14 protein-coding genes and 3 pseudogenes are annotated in these 16,470 nt (G+C 54.2%); 6 read left to right on the top strand and 11 right to left on the bottom strand.

What is annotated here, in order from left to right; genetic code table 11:
* Positions 1-169: 169 nt before the first annotated feature.
* Together ACMDCR_RS01260 and ACMDCR_RS01265 are read left to right on the top strand one after the other, a co-directional pair.
* Positions 170-1,528 (top strand): CapA family protein, encoded by a 1,359-nt coding sequence (locus ACMDCR_RS01260; RefSeq protein WP_413990780.1) that lies wholly within the window; start codon positions 170-172, stop codon positions 1,526-1,528.
* A 187-nt stretch (positions 1,529-1,715) separates the two neighbouring features.
* Positions 1,716-1,979 (top strand): annotated as a pseudogene (locus ACMDCR_RS01265) (transposase); the annotation flags it as partial.
* Between the two features lie 107 nt (positions 1,980-2,086).
* Here ACMDCR_RS01265 and ACMDCR_RS01270 read toward each other — a convergent pair.
* Positions 2,087-2,392, bottom strand: a pseudogene (locus ACMDCR_RS01270) (transposase); the annotation flags it as partial.
* Between the two features lie 81 nt (positions 2,393-2,473).
* Here ACMDCR_RS01270 and tnpA point away from each other — a divergent pair.
* From tnpA to ACMDCR_RS01290, 4 genes are read left to right on the top strand one after another with little or no spacing between them, the layout of a single operon-like run.
* Positions 2,474-2,944 carry an IS66-like element accessory protein TnpA gene (gene tnpA, locus ACMDCR_RS01275; RefSeq protein WP_413990744.1) on the top strand — a complete coding sequence of 157 codons (471 nt, stop codon included), beginning with the start codon at positions 2,474-2,476 and terminating at the stop codon, positions 2,942-2,944.
* Positions 2,941-3,294, top strand: a complete 354-nt coding sequence (gene tnpB / locus ACMDCR_RS01280; protein ID WP_018856625.1) for an IS66 family insertion sequence element accessory protein TnpB — start codon at positions 2,941-2,943, stop codon at positions 3,292-3,294. The genes tnpA and tnpB overlap by 4 nt, the downstream gene beginning before the upstream one ends.
* A 50-nt stretch (positions 3,295-3,344) precedes the next feature.
* Entirely contained in the window at positions 3,345-4,916 is a 1,572-nt protein-coding gene (tnpC, locus tag ACMDCR_RS01285; RefSeq protein WP_413990745.1) for an IS66 family transposase, read from the top strand.
* Positions 4,913-5,515: a YecA family protein gene (locus ACMDCR_RS01290; protein ID WP_413990746.1), complete on the top strand. Its 603-nt coding sequence runs from the start codon at positions 4,913-4,915 to the stop codon at positions 5,513-5,515. Before tnpC ends, ACMDCR_RS01290 begins: the two co-directional genes overlap by 4 nt.
* Positions 5,516-5,629: 114 nt before the next feature.
* On the opposite strand, the pseudogene ACMDCR_RS01295 reads toward ACMDCR_RS01290, so the two are convergent.
* From ACMDCR_RS01295 to ACMDCR_RS01340, 10 genes and pseudogenes are all read right to left on the bottom strand, one after another.
* A pseudogene (locus tag ACMDCR_RS01295) lies at positions 5,630-5,824 on the bottom strand (IS630 family transposase); the annotation flags it as partial.
* Positions 5,752-6,330, bottom strand: a complete 579-nt coding sequence (locus ACMDCR_RS01300) for a helix-turn-helix domain-containing protein (protein WP_413990781.1) — start codon at positions 6,328-6,330, stop codon at positions 5,752-5,754. The pseudogene ACMDCR_RS01295 and the gene ACMDCR_RS01300, both read right to left, overlap by 73 nt.
* A gap of 632 nt (positions 6,331-6,962) precedes the next feature.
* Positions 6,963-8,096, bottom strand: coding sequence for a M24 family metallopeptidase (locus ACMDCR_RS01305; protein ID WP_413990782.1), 1,134 nt, complete (start codon positions 8,094-8,096; stop codon positions 6,963-6,965).
* 161 nt (positions 8,097-8,257) lie between these two features.
* Positions 8,258-9,076 carry a gamma-glutamyl-gamma-aminobutyrate hydrolase family protein gene (locus ACMDCR_RS01310; RefSeq protein WP_413990783.1) on the bottom strand — a complete coding sequence of 273 codons (819 nt, stop codon included), beginning with the start codon at positions 9,074-9,076 and terminating at the stop codon, positions 8,258-8,260.
* A 51-nt stretch (positions 9,077-9,127) separates the two neighbouring features.
* A complete protein-coding gene (locus ACMDCR_RS01315) occupies positions 9,128-10,477 on the bottom strand; it encodes a CapA family protein (protein ID WP_413990784.1) in 1,350 nt (449 codons plus the stop codon).
* A 79-nt stretch (positions 10,478-10,556) separates the two neighbouring features.
* The gene (locus tag ACMDCR_RS01320) at positions 10,557-11,588 is read right to left on the bottom strand and encodes an ABC transporter ATP-binding protein (RefSeq protein WP_413990785.1); all 1,032 of its coding nucleotides are present in this window, start codon (positions 11,586-11,588) and stop codon (positions 10,557-10,559) included.
* The gene (locus ACMDCR_RS01325; RefSeq protein WP_413990786.1) at positions 11,585-12,592 is read right to left on the bottom strand and encodes an ABC transporter ATP-binding protein; all 1,008 of its coding nucleotides are present in this window, start codon (positions 12,590-12,592) and stop codon (positions 11,585-11,587) included. The genes ACMDCR_RS01320 and ACMDCR_RS01325 overlap by 4 nt, the downstream gene beginning before the upstream one ends.
* A gap of 1 nt (position 12,593) precedes the next feature.
* The gene (locus tag ACMDCR_RS01330; protein WP_413993799.1) at positions 12,594-13,472 is read right to left on the bottom strand and encodes an ABC transporter permease; all 879 of its coding nucleotides are present in this window, start codon (positions 13,470-13,472) and stop codon (positions 12,594-12,596) included.
* Positions 13,473-13,476: 4 nt separating this feature from the next.
* The gene (locus tag ACMDCR_RS01335) at positions 13,477-14,418 is read right to left on the bottom strand and encodes an ABC transporter permease (RefSeq protein WP_413990787.1); all 942 of its coding nucleotides are present in this window, start codon (positions 14,416-14,418) and stop codon (positions 13,477-13,479) included.
* Positions 14,419-16,038 carry an ABC transporter substrate-binding protein gene (locus ACMDCR_RS01340; RefSeq protein ID WP_413990788.1) on the bottom strand — a complete coding sequence of 540 codons (1,620 nt, stop codon included), beginning with the start codon at positions 16,036-16,038 and terminating at the stop codon, positions 14,419-14,421. It abuts the gene before it with no gap.
* Positions 16,039-16,470: the final 432 nt, after the last annotated feature.

A 16,470-nucleotide genomic window follows, 5' to 3' on the forward strand; every position in this document is an offset into this window, starting at 1 on the left:
CACTCAATCCGAGTTCAACGCGATGCCCGCAGACCAGCATGATTCAAACGTCAGCACCGAATCGAAGTTTGCTGATTAAGTGATTCGCTTGCTTGCAGTGACATGCAGTCAAGCCATTTAGTTCGAAGCAGATGAACACAGACCCAAATATCAGACATGGAGAATGACGTTGGCTTACGACCCTTCGACAGAACCAGTTGAAGATGGCGCCGATCCAAGCTCGGCTTTTCAAAAGAAAATGAAAGAGGTCCTTGAGCGAGCAATAATTTCCCGCGAATGGGATTATCCACTTGCAACGGCCGCGACCGACGCGGCTGAAATGGACCACGTGGATTTTGCATACTGGTACTATAAAATGGAAAAGCCGACGCTTAAGGCGGAAGAGGGGGTTCTTTCTAGGCTATTCTCGAACAACAAATCATTTGTGAAGTTGCCTGAGGGTTTCGAACGGTCAAGTTTCCTAACCCTTAGCGCTTCTGGGGATCTCATGCCGATGGATGGCATCGAGGCCTCCCAAGACAAAATTTATGAAAACGTCAGTGATATTCTTTTTAACTTCGACATATCGTTTGCGAACTTGGAAGCGCCTGTTACAAAATACAAGTTTGAAGGCTCTGTGATCGAACCTAGTGACCCGGAAAACTGCACTATTCTTCGGAGTTCTTTTGCTCAATTCGACGCTCTGGTTCGGCACAAAGATTTAGGCTTCAACGTTCTTAACTTCGCTACCAATCACACGTTTGACCTTGGCCTTGAGGGCCTCGAAACCACCCAACAACTTCTTGTAAACAGAAAGATAGTCTGCCTTGGAACCCCTAAAAGGCCCCAGGATTTCGGTAAAGCAACTATCATTACGAAGGCAGGAATCAGAGTCGGGTTTATTTCCGCAACGTTCGGCCTTAACAATCGGCGACTGCCTCAGTCCGAAGCTTACCGTATTCACACATCGAGGCTCGTTTCGAAGTATGTTGAGCCGGAGCTGGAACTTCTCAAAGAGCAAATCCGTGATTGCAAAGCGCAGGGTTGTGATTTTGTCGTCGCCTCCATGCATTGGGGCTTCGAGTTTGAATTCTTCCCGCGGTCTAAGCAAATCGACGCTGCTCACGAGCTAATCGAGCATGGTGTCGATCTAATCATCGGGCACCATCCACATGTTGTGCAGCCTGTCGAATACTATCGGACCCAGAGAGATCCTCAGCGGATCGCGGTTATTGCCTATTCACTGGGTGGGGTAACGTATGACGCGTGGGACGCTGCTGCGCATTTGGCGCTTAGCTTCGTTCTCAACATGAAACTCTCGAAGGGCCGGGTAGTCGGTGGGGCAGAACGCACTTACATCGAAAGCGTAGAGGTGATTCCGGTCCTACAGCATATTTCTAAACAGGGCGACACGAGGCTCATTAGCATTGAGAAGCTGGAGGAACACGTCCCAGTACTTTGCGCCCAGCAACCAGATGATTGGAGCAAGCGCGTTGAACAATGTCAGATCTATGCCGATCTGGTTTTGGGCAATCAGGGTGCGAACTAGGTGAGCGGTAAGCTCCAATAGCAGCAGTTCCGCGGGCCGCATCTGCACCCTGGCGATGTTGGTCGAAGCGAAGGCAAATGGCCGCTGGTTCCTCGATTTCGTCCACGATCAGTTTGGTCGGCTTGACCTTGCCCCGTTGAAATAATCCATTTTGAAGTAAGCTCTGGCCCATTGAGAGGACCAGAGAATGAAGCGCAACCGTTTCACAGACGAAGAAATTATCAGCATTCTGAAGGAGCACGAGGCGGGCACGCCGGTCTCGGAGCTTTGCCGCAAACACGGCGTCAGCGATGCCAGCATCTATAAGTGGAAAGCCAAATACGGCGGGATGGAGGTGTCCGAAGCCAAGCGGCTGAAGACGCTTGAGGAGGAGAGTGCGAAGCTGAAGAAGCTTTTAGCGGAGTCGATGAGGGACGTGTCGACGCTCCGCGAGATGCTGGCGAAAAATGTATGGTCCGCCTCCTCCGTGCAAGGGTCGTGATCGTTCCTGACGGTTCCAGTCTGCATAAATGATCCGGCCTCTCGCGAGTGGGCTGTTGTTATACCAACGTGCACGGATCATGACCGATGCGCCCAATCGCGCATTCCGATGGACATGATCTTCCACGGCTGATCGACGAGCCTGTTCCAAGCGCGGCAGCATTGATCGACGATGTCGTCGTAGTCCTTGAAGACGCGGTTCGACAACCAGTTGTCCCTCATGAACTGCCAGAGGTTCTCGACCGGGTTCAATTCCGGCGACCGCGGCGGCAGGAACATCAAGGTGATGTTGTCCGGCACCTTCAGGTTCGGCGTGACGTGCCATCCCGCCTGGTCGAGAATGAGCACGGCATGTGCTCCGGGATCGACGGCGTTGCTGATTTCGGCGTAAGCATTGCGAGCGCCCCACATTTTATTGAATTTCAGTTCGCGCATAATCCCATCCTTCGAGATTGAGAGGTGGGAATGATGGATCTGGGGCCATTCGACGGCGAGGAGAAGGCTGTATCGCATAGTGCTGATGACAGTCATCAGCACTATGCGCAAGGTGCTGCAGAGCGGGCTCGATCGGGTCCGCGTCGTGTCGAGGTTATCATTGGCGGAGATCGCCGCCGTCGATGGAGCCCGGAGGACAAGGCAAGGATCACTGCGGCGAGTTTTGTGCCCGGCGCCAATATCTCTGCGGTCGCGCGTCAATACGGCGTCAGCCAAGGCCTGTTGCACTACTGGCGGCGCTGCGCCCGCGAGAGCTTATCGGATGCGGAGGAGATGCGTTTCGTGCCGATCGTGAAGGTTGGCGACGAACAGCCTCAACCATCTCTCGGGAAGACGCTGACCGTTCGAGTTGAGATGAACGGTGCTTGTGTCGTTATCGAAGGCGGCGTTGATGAGCGTACGTTGCGGACGGTGTTCAGCGCGATACGGGGTTCGGCTTGATCACGCTTCGATCGGATTTACGGATCCTGATTGCTTCCAAGCCGGTCGATTTTAGGAAAGGCATAAACGGTCTGGCGGCGCTGGTGTCGACCGCGCTTGGCGCGAACCCTTATTCGGGCGACGTGTATATCTTCCGCAGCAAGCGCAACGATCGTTTGAAGATGGTGGCTTGGGATGGCAGTGGCATGGTGTTGTTGACCAAGGTTTTGGAAGATCGTCACTTTACCTGGCCTGCCGTTCGTGATGGGGCCGTTCATCTCAGCGCAAGCGAGATGGCGCTTTTATTAGATGGTCTGGACTGGACAAAGGTCGAGCAGAAGCCCGTGAAGCGCCCTACAAAAATAGCGTGATCTTATTGTAATCCATGGACATTTTAGCTGTTGTGCGGTAGTGCTTGGTCATGCTCAACCGTGGCCAACACTTGCCTCGGGACCCGGACATTCTGGTCTGCATGGTCCTGGAAAGAGACGCTGAAATCGAGCGTCTGAAGGGCATGTTGAAGGCGGCCAACGCGCAGCCTTTTGGGCAGAAGTCCGAAAAGTCCATTACGGTTCTTGAAGGGCAGATCCGTCTCGATCTGGGGGACGCGGAGCTTGACGTTGCGGTGGGTGCGGCCAACGATGAGCCAAAGCCGGCTCAGGCGCCGCGCCAAGCAAGCTCCAAATCTCAACCTCGCCGCAACCTCGGTGCCCTCCCTGAACATCTTGAACGCGTCGTTGAGGTGATTGAGCCATCATCCTTGGAATGTGCCTGCTGCCAGGGGCGACTCCATCGCATTGGTGAAGAAGAAAGCGAGGCCCTCGCGTCACGGCCGGCCACGCTTTATGTTCTGCGCACCGTGCGACCGAAGTATGCCTGCCGGACTTGTGAAACCGGCATTGTTCAAGCCAAAGCGAAACCGCGTTTGTTCGAGGGCGGCTTGGCGACGACGGCGATGATCAGCAATGTGGTCGTATGGCGATATGCCTGGTACCTGCCACTCAACCGCCAGGTCCAGATGCTGAAAGGACAGGGCGTCCGTTTGGACACATCGACGCTTTGCGGTTGGGTGAAACGGTCAGCCTGGTGGCTGAAAACGCTCTACGACAAGCTCTTGGCTTACATTCACAGCCATAACCGGGTGTTTGTGGACGAGACCCGCATGCCTGTCCTGAAAAAAGGCCGGAAACGAGCCAAGGTCTGTCAATTCTGGGCGCACGCGGTGGACGATCGACCATGGAACGGTCCCGCGTATCCCGCGGTTGCCTATGTCTTTGCCCAAGGTCGAGGCAAGGCGGAAATCCAGTCGCAACTGGCCAGCTACAACGGGCTCCTGCAAGTCGATGCGTATAAAGCTTATAAGAGTTTGACCCGGCCCGGTCGTAAAGCCGGAACGATTAAACTCGCCTATTGTCTGGCTCACGCGCGTCGCAAGTTTGTGGATGTCTATAAGAAGTACAAATCCGAGCTGGCCAAAGCGGTGATCGAGCGCCTGGCCGAGATCTATGCGATTGAAGCCAGAATCCGCGGCACGAGCGCCGAGCATCGCCTGTCGGTCCGTCAGACGCAAACCAAAGGCCTGATGGCTGATCTCAAAACGTTGCTGATGGATACGCTCAAGAATATATCCGCCAAAGACCCGGTCGCATCCGCCATCAAGTACACTCTGGGGCTCTGGTCTGGGCTAACCCTATTCCTGGATGACGGCAGGCTTGAGGTCGATTCCAATACCGTCGAGCGCAATATGAGAAGTATTGCGCTTGGACGCGTCAACAGTCTGTTCGCCGGCAGTGATGGCGGCGCCGAGACGTGGGCCATTTTGGGTTCGTTGCTGACCACAGCAAAGTTGAACGGCCTCGATCCCTATACGTGGCTCAACGACGTGCTTGAACGCATCGTGTCGGGCGAGATAAAGTCGACCTCCTTGGAGCGTTGCCTGCCTTGGCATTGGAAACAAGAACATGCCAAAGTGAATATGGCGGTAGCAGCGTGAAACGACCCAGGCGTGCGAAACTTCTGACCCTCGAGCAGCTGGAAGCCTGGTTCGACAAGGCTGAGCCGGTGCCGCCTTGTGGCGGCGTCTCGATGATGAATGGCTTCCTGACCGGTTTGGCGGCTGGCCCGGTCTTCCTGCTGCCCAATGATTGGATGTTCCATGTCATCGGCGATCACGAGAAAAAAGCGCTCATCGGCAACAAGATCCAGGCGGTGATCGATACGATCGTCGATCATTACAACCTCATAGCCCATCAACTGACGGCGCCCGGCCGCTATGCGCCGATGTTAATGCGGACTGACGAGGGCGAAGTGCTTGCGGGCGACTGGGCCGACGGGTTCTTCGGCGCCATTAGCCTGAACCTAGAAGGTTGGGCACCGCTGTTCGCTCAAAAGCAGACCGGCGAACCAATCATGGGCATCCTCATTCAATGCACAAAGCCCGATCTGATCGAAACGATCTCGACGGCGTTTCCCAAGCCGACTGAGGCCATCCTTAAAGACGCCTGGCGTACGCTCCCATTCGCGGTCGAGAGCATTTACGCGCGTTGCAAGCCGATGCGCTTCAACCCAGGCGCTCCCGCCAACGACGCTTAGTCCAGGTTGAGGATCGGCGTCACGCCCATGCCTGTGGGGTGCTCGCAACGGATACATTTCGGCAAGATGTTCCTGCATCGCCTCGGTGTCGCAATAGGGAAGGACGAGGCCAGCCCCCTTGCCCTTTTTCGGGCAGATCGCGCCGAAGATATAAGCCCACATGGTGCGCTGGTCGTGCGGGGCCGACGGTCGGGTTCCCCGGCGTGCCCAGCGGCGCGTGATCTTGTTCTTTTGCCCTATTCTGGCTTCGTCGGCCCACCAGATTTCGATGTCCGTGTCGGGCGGGCATTTCGCCCTGATCTCTGCCAGCGCGGCGGGGAAATCTTTTTAAAAACCTCACGCTCCAATTCGTTCTGGGCGTAATGGCGCGGGCGAGCGGAAAGCTTGGCAAAGCCGAGCGTCTTGAGTTCTCGCCCGACCGTCGTCTCGTCGACTGAGACCCGAAACTCCTGGAACAGCCACTGCACGAGGTCCTTACGTCGCCAGCGGACCACGCCGTGAACGGCGGGGATCGGACCGCTTTCGACAATCTTCGCCAGCGCTTGGCGCTGCGCGTCGTTTAGCTTGGCCCGGCCGCCCGGTGCTTTTGTGTTGATCAACCCGGCGGGGCCGCGTTCGTTGAAGCGCAAGACCCAGTCGCGGACGATCTGCACCGTCACCCCGCCGATCTCCGATGCATACTGCCGGGAGCCGCCATCATAAATCGAAGCCAGCGCCAACAGCCGCCGGACCTGGGCGGCATCCTTTGCCTTCTTCGCCAGCCTCCTGAGGGCTGTTCCGTCGTAATCTACCCGCAACGATATCGCCTTCGTCATGCCAAACCTCCGTTTGGCACAATGAGTCAGAATTCCTCTGATTTGGGAATCCCATCACGAGTCGGCGTCATTGCTCGTTGGTATAAGCCCTCAATAACCAATCGCGGTCGTTGATGGACACCAAGGATCGCGAAAATGCCCTCATCCAAACACCGCGAGTCTGCGGTGAGTACCACGATGCTTTTGTTGTCTGGCAAGATGGAAAGCAGCCAGGGAAGCATAAGTAATACATCCCATACATGAGGTTGTTGCTCCCCTTGGCGGATGCGACGATCCGCCTTGGTTGTCGAAGACCTTAGAGAGCAGCAACCTCATGTATGGGATGTATAGGCCATCAACGCCCTATCCTACAGGCGGTAACAATCGGAGGGTTACGGAACAACGGTTACTGCACATATAGTGGTTACTGTGACGACGGGTACGCGTGCCTTCTGAACCCCTGCCGAATGTACGCAGGTCGGTCGATTTCGTTAACGACCAATTTACGCATGGCCGCCGCTGCGTATCTTCAACGTGATCGACAACGTTACCAACGAATGCTCGGCTCCGGTCGCCGATACCTCTAATCGGATCGTAGGGTTGCCCGATAATTGGACTTGCTAATCGGCCCACCAGCGAAGCCCGACCTAGTGCTAAAAAAAGAGTTTACGCTCCAATTTCGTTAAGCGCTTGCCACCTTTTGGTGTGACCACAACCGTTTCGCTGATGGGAATCCCGCTGGCCGAGGTGTACATATGAAAGACCTGATTTTCTTCTAAAATCCAGTCGCTCTCCGGTAGAAAGACGCGCGTAAAGTCACTAGTGCGCGGAGGACACTTCAGGCCGAGTGTATACCCCGTAATATTTGTGTAGTTATCGCGCAAGCCGGCGGCCACCATTCCTTCACGCAATATACGATCGACATCCTTCGCCGTTATGCCAGCCTTCATGGCTTCGATCTGATCGTCTTGGATTTTAATCATTTGCTCGCTTACGCGAAGTTGTTCACCAGTCGGCTCTCCAATCAATTTTGAACGCATAATCCGGGCAGTATAGCCTCGGAAGTGCGGGACAGGCTCCACAAATACGACGTCTCCTTGTTCTAGCACGCGACCGCTGAGCGAAGCGTGGAAGGATGTCGACGGCCCAGCCGAAATGACGGCAACTTGGGCATTGTCCGCGCCATTCCGCCACGCTTCTCCGGTCATCGCTGAAAAGACTTCACGCTCATCAACGCCCGCACGCGCCACATCGAAGGCTGCCGCAGCAGCTCGGTCGCAGATGTTGGCAGCCACCTCTAGGCAGGCAAGCTCCAGAGGTGACTTAACCAGCCGCATTTCCCACATGATATGGGAAAAATCAACGAACTGTACGTCAGCTAACAATCCTTTTAGTTCCAACAGGCGATTTATGGTGAGGAAATGACTATCCTGCTCAATCCCTATCATTGACTTGCCAAAACCGCGGGCTTTGATCGTCTCTGCCAAGACCTTGATCGGATTTTCATTGTCCGCAAAAGGGACGTAATCACTAAATCGGCTGGCCTTGTTGAAGGTCGGTGTGTCAAGTCCGCGGATCACCGCTACCGGCTCTTGATCCAATGGGATCAGCAAAGCTTGATACATCGCCGCCGTGGACCAGTAACCGCTGAAATAGGCCCTGTGCTCCAATTGATCCACGATAAGTAGATCGATGCGGCGCTCGGCCATGATCCTGCGCAATGCCGCGAGACGCGAATTGTACTCCTCAACTGGAAACGGCGGCGGAAAAAATAGAGGATGTGTCATAAGTTTAGTCCTGTCTGGTTCTTTTTCTGTCGGCCGGCACTTCACGGTTCATTGACCGCGACTGCTCCGCGAATGAGTGCATTTAAATCGCTATGAGAGTCCAATTGCCGCACGATATGGCTGGAACCGATCAGACTCGGTCGTGATAATTAAATCACAGTTTAAACGGCATTCATCCTTTCGTCCGCGTGAACACGAACGGCATCTCCGAATGCTTGAAAAATGCGCGCGGAATGCTCATCGGACTTTACCCAGTATTCCGGATGCCATTGAACACCTAGCGCAAACGCACTAGCCCGCCTGACAGAAACGGCTTCCACCGTACCATCCTCTGCCACGGCTTCGACCTCGAGCTGAGCACCTAATTGGTCGATTGACTGACGATGCACAGAATTAACCTTCGCCAAGTCGGTGCCTAATATCTTGGATAGAAGGCCGTCAGGCTTAAGGGTTATGTTTTGGCGGATTGCGAACCGTTGATCGCGGCTATCGCTCACCGGCGCCCGGTGGTCGAGGATCCCGGGGAGCTCGTGAATTTCTGTTGCAAGATTCCCGCCGAGTGCGACATTCATCTCTTGTAGGCCGCGGCAGATGGTAAGGAGCGGAATCCCCTTTTCGATCGCTGTCTTGATCAACGGAAATGTGGTGGAGTCGCGCGCCCGATCATAAGGCCCGTTTGCTTCGCTACCATCGCCACCATAAAGAAGTGGATGGACGTTCGAAGCTGAGCCTGTGATGATGACGCCATCGACTGAGCCGAGAAGGTAATCGAAGTCCAGTCTATTGCCTAACGACGGAACCAAAACCGGAAAAACACCGGCGCCTTCTACTGCAGCCTCCAAATACTGCATCGGCGTCGCCGACCACCGGTAGCCGTGGAGGTCGCATACGTCTGTCGAAACCGCTACTAGGGGCTGGTTTGAACGAGCACTGTGAATTACTGCTATACTCGATGCTTCGTCGTGTTTTTTATGCTTCATTTGAGTCACTTTATACCTTCCGGCTTCGCGGGTAATCCCCGCCAGAAAAGGTTAGCTAAAAGAATTTCCTAGCACGAGACGGGCATATGCATCGATTTGTTCAATCCGCCTTCCCCACTCCTCTGAATGGGAACGGCGGGCTCGAACATGTTCGGCCAGCGTTTCAACGCAAATGAATCGGTTGCCATCCTGGCTCAATACATTCTGTAGAACGGGAACCACGTCTATACTTGCAACGTAGGTACGATCCGCATCATCGAGTGTTCCCTTAGAGAGCTTCATTCTTAGGATAAGGCTTAAAGCCACATGCGGGGCCATATCCCATGCGCCCCAAGTCAGACCTCCCATTGAATAGGCAATCACTGCAATGCGGTTCGGGTCCCGCTTTGTGCGGTAATATTCGACAGGTTGGATAACATGAGGATGATGTCCCAAGATCAGATCCACGCCCTGCTCAATCAGCAAATGCGCAGTCTCAAGCTGGCTTGCTCTCGGGAAAAATTCAAACTCGTGACCCCAATGCAAGGAGGCAACGATGAAATCGCAGTTCTGGCTTTTGCAATGCTCGATCTGCTTGTTTAGCAATTCCAAGTCTGGTTCGACGTACTTCGAGACAAGCTTTGCCGTATGAATGCGATATTTTTCGTTCTCTGGCAGCGCGCGGTTATTGAGGCCGAAAGTGGCCGATATGAATCCGATCTTTATATCGGATCTTGTAATAAATGTCGCACGACCGTAGTCCTCTGGCGTCGCTGGCGTTCCAATTCCGACAATGTTTCGCTCTGCGAAAAGACGTTGGGTTGTCTTGATCCCATCAAGACCGAGATCAAAGGTGTGATTATTGGCGAAATTTAGAACAGAAAACGTCTGTTGCTTGTGTCCCACAAGAGCTGCGAATTGAGCTGGGGAACTTCGCAGGAGCGTACAATTTTCAGGATCAACAGGTGCGACGAAGCAACTGTCAAAATCTTGTGTCGTTACTGCGGCTTCCAAATTCGCAAACGAGATGTCTGCATCGAAGATAACGTCGTTTACCTTGGTATAGAGAGTGTCTTTCGACGCCTCAATCCCGTTCATAGCTGTCAAGTCACCCGATGCACTCATCGTAAGCGAAGTTGACCGTATGAACCTATCAGGCAATTGGATAAGGGATTTGTCGGTCGCGAACAAGGCTTCCCTCACACCACTTTCGGCCTTGATCGTTGGACTTTCCTTTTTGTAAAGCCAGTATGCCCAATCGACGTGATTCATCTCCGCTGCGTCAGTGGCCGAGTCAGCGAGAGGGAAATCCCATTCACCGGAAACTTTAGCTAGATCTAGAGCCTCCTGGACCTTTATTTCAAATGATGTCGGTGCTTTGCTCCCTAGATCGGTAGCATCACCGATAGGCTTCTGTTCCAAGACTTTTCTCCCTTTCTTGCTAGGTGGTCTTGCAGTTATCGGGGGTCAAATAGCCGCCGCATTGCTTTCGACGCGCCGGTTAAGGAACTGCACGCTGTAAATGTTCGTCTGCGGCAGTCGGCCCGGCGAATCCCTCTTCCGCTGGTGCGCGTACGTGACAGGCGACGAAACGACCATCCGTCATTCTGACCAGACGAGGAACAGAAGTCCGGCATCGTTCGATTGCAAGTGGACAGCGCGGGTGAAATGCGCATCCCGACGGGGGATTTATAGGACTTGGAACCTCACCTTCAACGGGCACCTCCGAACGTACCCTGGTAGGATCCGGCAGCGGAGCAGCCGCAATCAGCGCTTCGGAGTATGGATGGACAGGCGTCTTGAACAGCTCCTCGCACGGAGCAAGCTCCACTATTCGCCCCAGGTACATAACGGCCACCCGATGACCAATATGCTCGACAACGCTAAGATCGTGAGAGATGAAGACAAAGGCGATCCCCGTCTCCTGCTGAAGATCCATGAGCAAGTTGAGAATCTGCGCCTGAACGGACACATCAAGTGCAGATACCGCCTCGTCCGCAATGATGAGTGATGGATTAAGTGCGAGAGCGCGCGCAATGCCAAGTCTTTGCCGCTGTCCACCCGAGAATTCAGATGGGAGTCTATGCATCGCATCGGGCGAGATTCCGACTTTTGTTAAAAGTTCTCCTGCGAGAGCTTCGCGCTGCTTGCGTCCAAGCCGCTCGAAATTCTCAACGGATTCGGTGATGATCTTCGCCGCCGTGAGACGAGGGTTCAAAGACGAATAGGGATCTTGGAAAACCATCTGGATCGACTTGCGACTGGCGCGCAACTCGTCACCCCTTAAACCTGCTATATCTGTTCCGTTTAAGAGCACATGACCGGCTGTCGGCTGGACGAGCCCCATTAGAAGCCGCGCGACTGTGGATTTGCCGCAGCCAGATTCACCGACGATACAAAAGGTCTCACCCTTCTCCACTGAAAACGATACATCCTCCACGGCTCGGACCAGAGGAATGCTTTTCTTCAGGAAACCGGTGCCAACCGCATAGTGTTTTGTAAGATTTTCTACGTTCAACAACGGCTTATTCATAGACTCATTACCTCCTCGGCGCGCCAGCATGACGCAGCATGATTCGGCTCGATCTCACGCAGCGAAGGCGTCTTCGTACGACATATCTCAACGGCGTGAGGGCATCGTGGCGCAAAGCTACACCCAACGATTGGCTCGCGAAGGCTAGGAACAATACCTGGAATCTCCGCAAGGCGATTCTGCCGGCCACGCCGCGGGTCCGGCATCGAACGCAAAAGTCCTTGCGTGTACGGGTGAGCGGGACGTGAAAAAAGATCCACTACATTCGCCTGTTCCACAATCTGCCCAGCATACATCACGATCACGCGCTGACACGTCTCAGCTACAACGCCCAGATCATGCGTTATAAACATAACAGCCGTACCGGTACGCTCTTTCAAATCAACGACGAGTCGAAGAATCTGCGCCTGGATTGTGACGTCAAGCGCGGTCGTCGGTTCATCAGCGATCAACAGTTTCGGTGTACAAGCAAGAGCCATCGCGATCATAACGCGTTGGCGCATACCGCCTGACATCTCGTGGGGATAGTTAGTGAGGCGACGTTTGGGGTCCGCGATGCTAACCAGATGGAGCATCTCTTCTGCCTTCGCCATCGCCTCCGATCTGGAGGCTTTCGTGTGAATTTCGACAGCTTCAGCAATTTGACGCCCGACAGTGTGAACCGGGTTTAGGCTCGTCATCGGTTCTTGAAAGATCATGGCAATTTCGTTGCCGCGAACGTTGCGCATTTCGCCTTCAGAGAGCTTAAGAAGGTCGCGGCCTTGAAAGTTGACTTCACCGCTGACCGTCTTCGCAGAGCGTTTAGGAAGCAACCGGAGTACAGAGAGGGCCGTGACACTTTTACCACATCCAGATTCGCCGACAATTCCGAGCGTTTCCCCGCTCTTGACCTGGAAACTTACGCCTCCCAAGGCGCGAGTTACGCTATCTTCACCAAAAAAATGGGTCTCCAATCCCCGAACATCAAGAAGATTTTCACCTCGCATCATCGTTTCAGCATTCATATCAGTGTCTCCCCTTTGAACGAGGATCGAACAAGTCCCGCAAGCCATCGCCAAGCAGGTTGACGGAAAGAACTGTGATGGCGAGGCAAACGCCGGGAGCAAAAACAGTTAGCGGGCTGATCGCGAGATACAGGCGAGAGCTTGATATCATGTTGCCCCAACTCGGAATATTGGGCGGTACGCCTACGCCAAGGAAGCTTAAGCCGGCCTCTGTCAAAATTGCAGTCGCGCAGACAGTGGCGCTCTGAACCATAAGCGGCGGTATGGTGCTCGGAAGAATGTGGCGCCACAGTATCTTGGGGAGCCGTGCTCCGCCACAAATTGCGGCTTCCACATATGGACGCTCTCGAACGCCCAGAACCACTGACCGAACCAGTCTGGCGACGCTCGGCGTTTCAGCAATGGCTATTGCGAAGACAAGGATAGTTACGCCAGGTCCTGTCAAAGAGATTAGTGCGATTGCCAGTAGAAAGGTTGGAATCGACATCAGCCCATCCATGATCCGCATGGCGATATTGTCGAAACCGCGGTTGTAACCCGACACAAGGCCTACGAGAAGTCCTGCGAGCACTGCTAACGCTGTCGCGGTCAAGCCAACGACTAGAGAGATGCGTCCGCCGAACAGCGTTCGGGCAAACACGTCGCGGCCCAAATTGTCGGTTCCGAACCACATTACGTCCGAAGGCGGCTTCAGCCGCTTGAATGGGTCCACACCCGACGGGTCTCCGGCGTAAAGCGGAGCGGTTACCACGAGCGTAATCAGCAGCACTAGGAGGGCGCAGCCAACGAAAATCAACGGTTGTCGCCTCACAAAAGCGATAGCTTGGGGGAGACGCTGTCGGATCGCTGAGGGCGACTGGGTTTGAACAGAAAATGCCATCATATCAGTACCGAATGCGAGGATCGATCATGGTGTAAGCAAGATCGATAACAAGATTGAAAAGAACGTACACGCCTGAAGTGAGTAGTAGAACGCCCTGAATAACTGGATAGTCACGATTGTTGATAGCGTCGACGACCAGCCGACCAACCCCAGGCAAGTTGAACACAGTTTCTGTGAGGACCACGCCTCCCAACAGATATGCCACGCCTATCCCAATTATGGTCAGGATAGGTACGCCCGCATTCCTGAGAGCGTGATGGAAAAGCATGGAGTATGATGACGCACCCTTTGCAGCAGCAGTACGCATATAATCTTCCGATAGAACCTCAAGGATGCTTGCGCGAGTGACCCTTCCGATCAAAGCGATAAAGGCGACGCTCAATGTGATGCTGGGAAGCATCAAATGCCTGAACCATAGTTCCAAACCTTGACTGATAGGCTGATACCCTTGGACCGGAAGCCAGCGCAAATTGATCGCGAGCAGGTAAATCAGCGAATAGCCGAGGACAAACACCGGGACCGAATATCCAAAAGAGGAGAATGCAGTCAGCAACCGATCGATGATACCTCCAGATCGCCACCCCGCAAAAATGCCAAAGGTTATACCCACCGTGACGGATAGAGTGGTGGTCACCACGGCGAGTGATATCGTCGGCTCCAAGCGCTGTGAAATGAGACCGAGGACTGGCTGGCCACTGAACATGGAAGCCCCGAAATCCCCTGCTAGAATATTGCCGGCCCAGTGCAGGAATTGCAGCGGCAGCGGATTATTCAGACCGATCTCCTCGCGGATCTCGGCCACTCTTTCTGCTGTCGCATTGTTGCCAGCGATGATAGCCGCGGGATCGCCTGGAGCCAATCGAAGAAGCAAAAACACGAAGACTCCGACCATCGCCATAACAGCGATGGCCGAAATCACCCTACGAAGGGCGTAGTATACCATTTATCCAGCCCTCTTCTCGATATTCCACAACGGCATCATGCCCTGGGTCGGGAGGAGAATGCCGGAGAGGGATTTTCGATAGGCGATTGGCGCATTAACGCTTCCTATGAACACTACACCCACGAAATCCCACCAAAGCTGCTGCATTTGTCTGGCCAGCGCTTTGCGGTCATCCATCGTCGTGGTATCCGCCCATTTCGCCCGGAGAGCCTCGTACTCAGCGTTTGTTGGCCAGCCATACCAAGACTTATCGCCAGCGGCAGTCAAAAGCGGATTTCCGATAGGATCCCCAATGCTCGAGTTAGGCCAGTTCGTGATGAAGATACTCCAACCGCCCTCCTCAACGGAAGTTTTCTTCATGCGGCGGGCTGCAACTCCGGCCCATTCGCTTGCTGCAAGCTCGGCGTTAACACCAATCTTTTGAAGTTGGCTCGCCAGCAATTGCGCAGAAATATTTCCGGGTTCCCAATCAGTAGGAGCGAGGATGACCACCTTTTCACCCGCATATCCCGCTTCTTGAAAAAGCTGTTTGGCCCTTTCTGGGTCACCGCCTTTCTTGAACCATCCTGTATTTGCATCATTTGAATATGGGGTTTCGTTCCCAAACATGGAAATCAAAGGATGGCTGTATGTGGGATCGGGAGACAAAAGCTGAAGAAATGCATCTTGGTTGACTAGGTGAAGCATTGCCTGCCGCGCTTTCACATTGTCGAACGGCTTCTGCAGAAAGTTCATCCGCAGAAAGAAATCTTGCGCGCTCCAACGCGACGTCGCCAGTGTCAGATTTGGATCAGATTGGATCGCCGCATAGAAGTCCACCGGCGGCAACTGAAGCAAATCGATCTCCCCGGCCTGCAGTGCCGACAGTGCCGTTTGCTGATCGGAGACATTCTCCCAAATAAGGCGATCTAATTTGACCACTTTCCCGCCTGCAAACCTAGATGCGGGCTCTTGGCGCGGCACGTACCGCTCATTGCGGTCGTAGGTAAAGCTGGAGCCAGGCTTGGCTAGATCCTGATTAAACTTATAGGGGCCCGATCCAATGTTAGCCGTCACCTGTTCGGTGGAAGGGCGACTTGCGTCACGTTCGCGCATCATTATAAGTGGCGCATTTGAAACTGACCCCATAAGGTCAGTTAGCAGCGCGAGCGGCTCCTTGAGCGTTATGACAAAGGTTTTGTCGTCTTTCTTTGAAATGTCGCCGGCTCGCTCCATGATCAATTTGCCACTAGGATCCGCAGATCCCCAGCGACGAATTGATGCAACGCAATCTGCTGCCGTGACTGCGGTACCGTCATGCCATCCGAGCCCATCTCGAAGAGTGAACGTGTAAGTCTTTTTGTCGTCTGAAAGGCTCCACTTGTCGACCATCTGGGGCCGCGAAACCCCGTTGTCATCTGGGGCAAATAGAGTGTCATAGACTACGAGCGAGTGAATTAGCGTCGGGTTAGAGCCCGAGAAAATGGGGTCGAAAGCTGGCGGCATAGCGCCCATCACGATACGCGCGGTCCGCCCGGCGGCTGGCGTCGATGCATTTTGAGCTCGCGAAAGCGGAGGCATCGCGAGAAACGATCCCGCAGCCAGACCCGCCTTCATTAGGTTGCGTCTTGAGATTGTCATATTTAGTTCCCTTCTGTGCGAGGCGCAGTTAATCCGCGCTTAGGTGCAATCACGCTATCCTGAGAGCCGCTCTAATTGGCTCTCAGTCGATCTCCCTTCCTTGCGGACGTCTTATGGACTCCGGTCCAGTGGCTTCGCCCTCTGTGACAACTTCAATATATGACGTCTTTGCATCATGTTCACTGCGATTGCCGTGTCTTGATGCAGCCTTGCTGCATTCGCGGGGCAAGTTTCGCAGAATTGCTGCAACTGGGGGCTCTTTACGACGGGTGATCGGCGACATCCCGGGCCATCGGTCTACCGCGCGCGTGGGTAGCGTACAGCCGTATCTGCAGGGATTTGCATTGCTCGCCGTTGTCATCGAACTTCAGTTCCGTTCCATCGCCTAATCGGCCGGGCCATGCAGAGCCGCCAAAACACCGACGTTGTACT

Source organism: Labrys okinawensis (assembly GCF_047345005.1).
GTDB lineage: Bacteria > Pseudomonadota > Alphaproteobacteria > Rhizobiales > Labraceae > Labrys > Labrys okinawensis.

Coding starts and splice junctions, on each gene's coding strand:
- ACMDCR_RS01300 (WP_413990781.1), bottom strand. CDS start 6,330: ATGACGAAGGCGATATCGTTGCGGGTAGATTACGACGGAACAGCCCTC.
- ACMDCR_RS01310 (WP_413990783.1), bottom strand. CDS start 9,076: ATGAAGCATAAAAAACACGACGAAGCATCGAGTATAGCAGTAATTCAC.
- tnpC (WP_413990745.1), top strand. CDS start 3,345: ATGCTCAACCGTGGCCAACACTTGCCTCGGGACCCGGACATTCTGGTC.
- ACMDCR_RS01305 (WP_413990782.1), bottom strand. CDS start 8,096: ATGACACATCCTCTATTTTTTCCGCCGCCGTTTCCAGTTGAGGAGTAC.
- tnpA (WP_413990744.1), top strand. CDS start 2,474: ATGATGGATCTGGGGCCATTCGACGGCGAGGAGAAGGCTGTATCGCAT.
- ACMDCR_RS01340 (WP_413990788.1), bottom strand. CDS start 16,038: ATGACAATCTCAAGACGCAACCTAATGAAGGCGGGTCTGGCTGCGGGA.
- ACMDCR_RS01325 (WP_413990786.1), bottom strand. CDS start 12,592: ATGAATGCTGAAACGATGATGCGAGGTGAAAATCTTCTTGATGTTCGG.
- ACMDCR_RS01320 (WP_413990785.1), bottom strand. CDS start 11,588: ATGAATAAGCCGTTGTTGAACGTAGAAAATCTTACAAAACACTATGCG.
- ACMDCR_RS01335 (WP_413990787.1), bottom strand. CDS start 14,418: ATGGTATACTACGCCCTTCGTAGGGTGATTTCGGCCATCGCTGTTATG.
- ACMDCR_RS01330 (WP_413993799.1), bottom strand. CDS start 13,472: ATGGCATTTTCTGTTCAAACCCAGTCGCCCTCAGCGATCCGACAGCGT.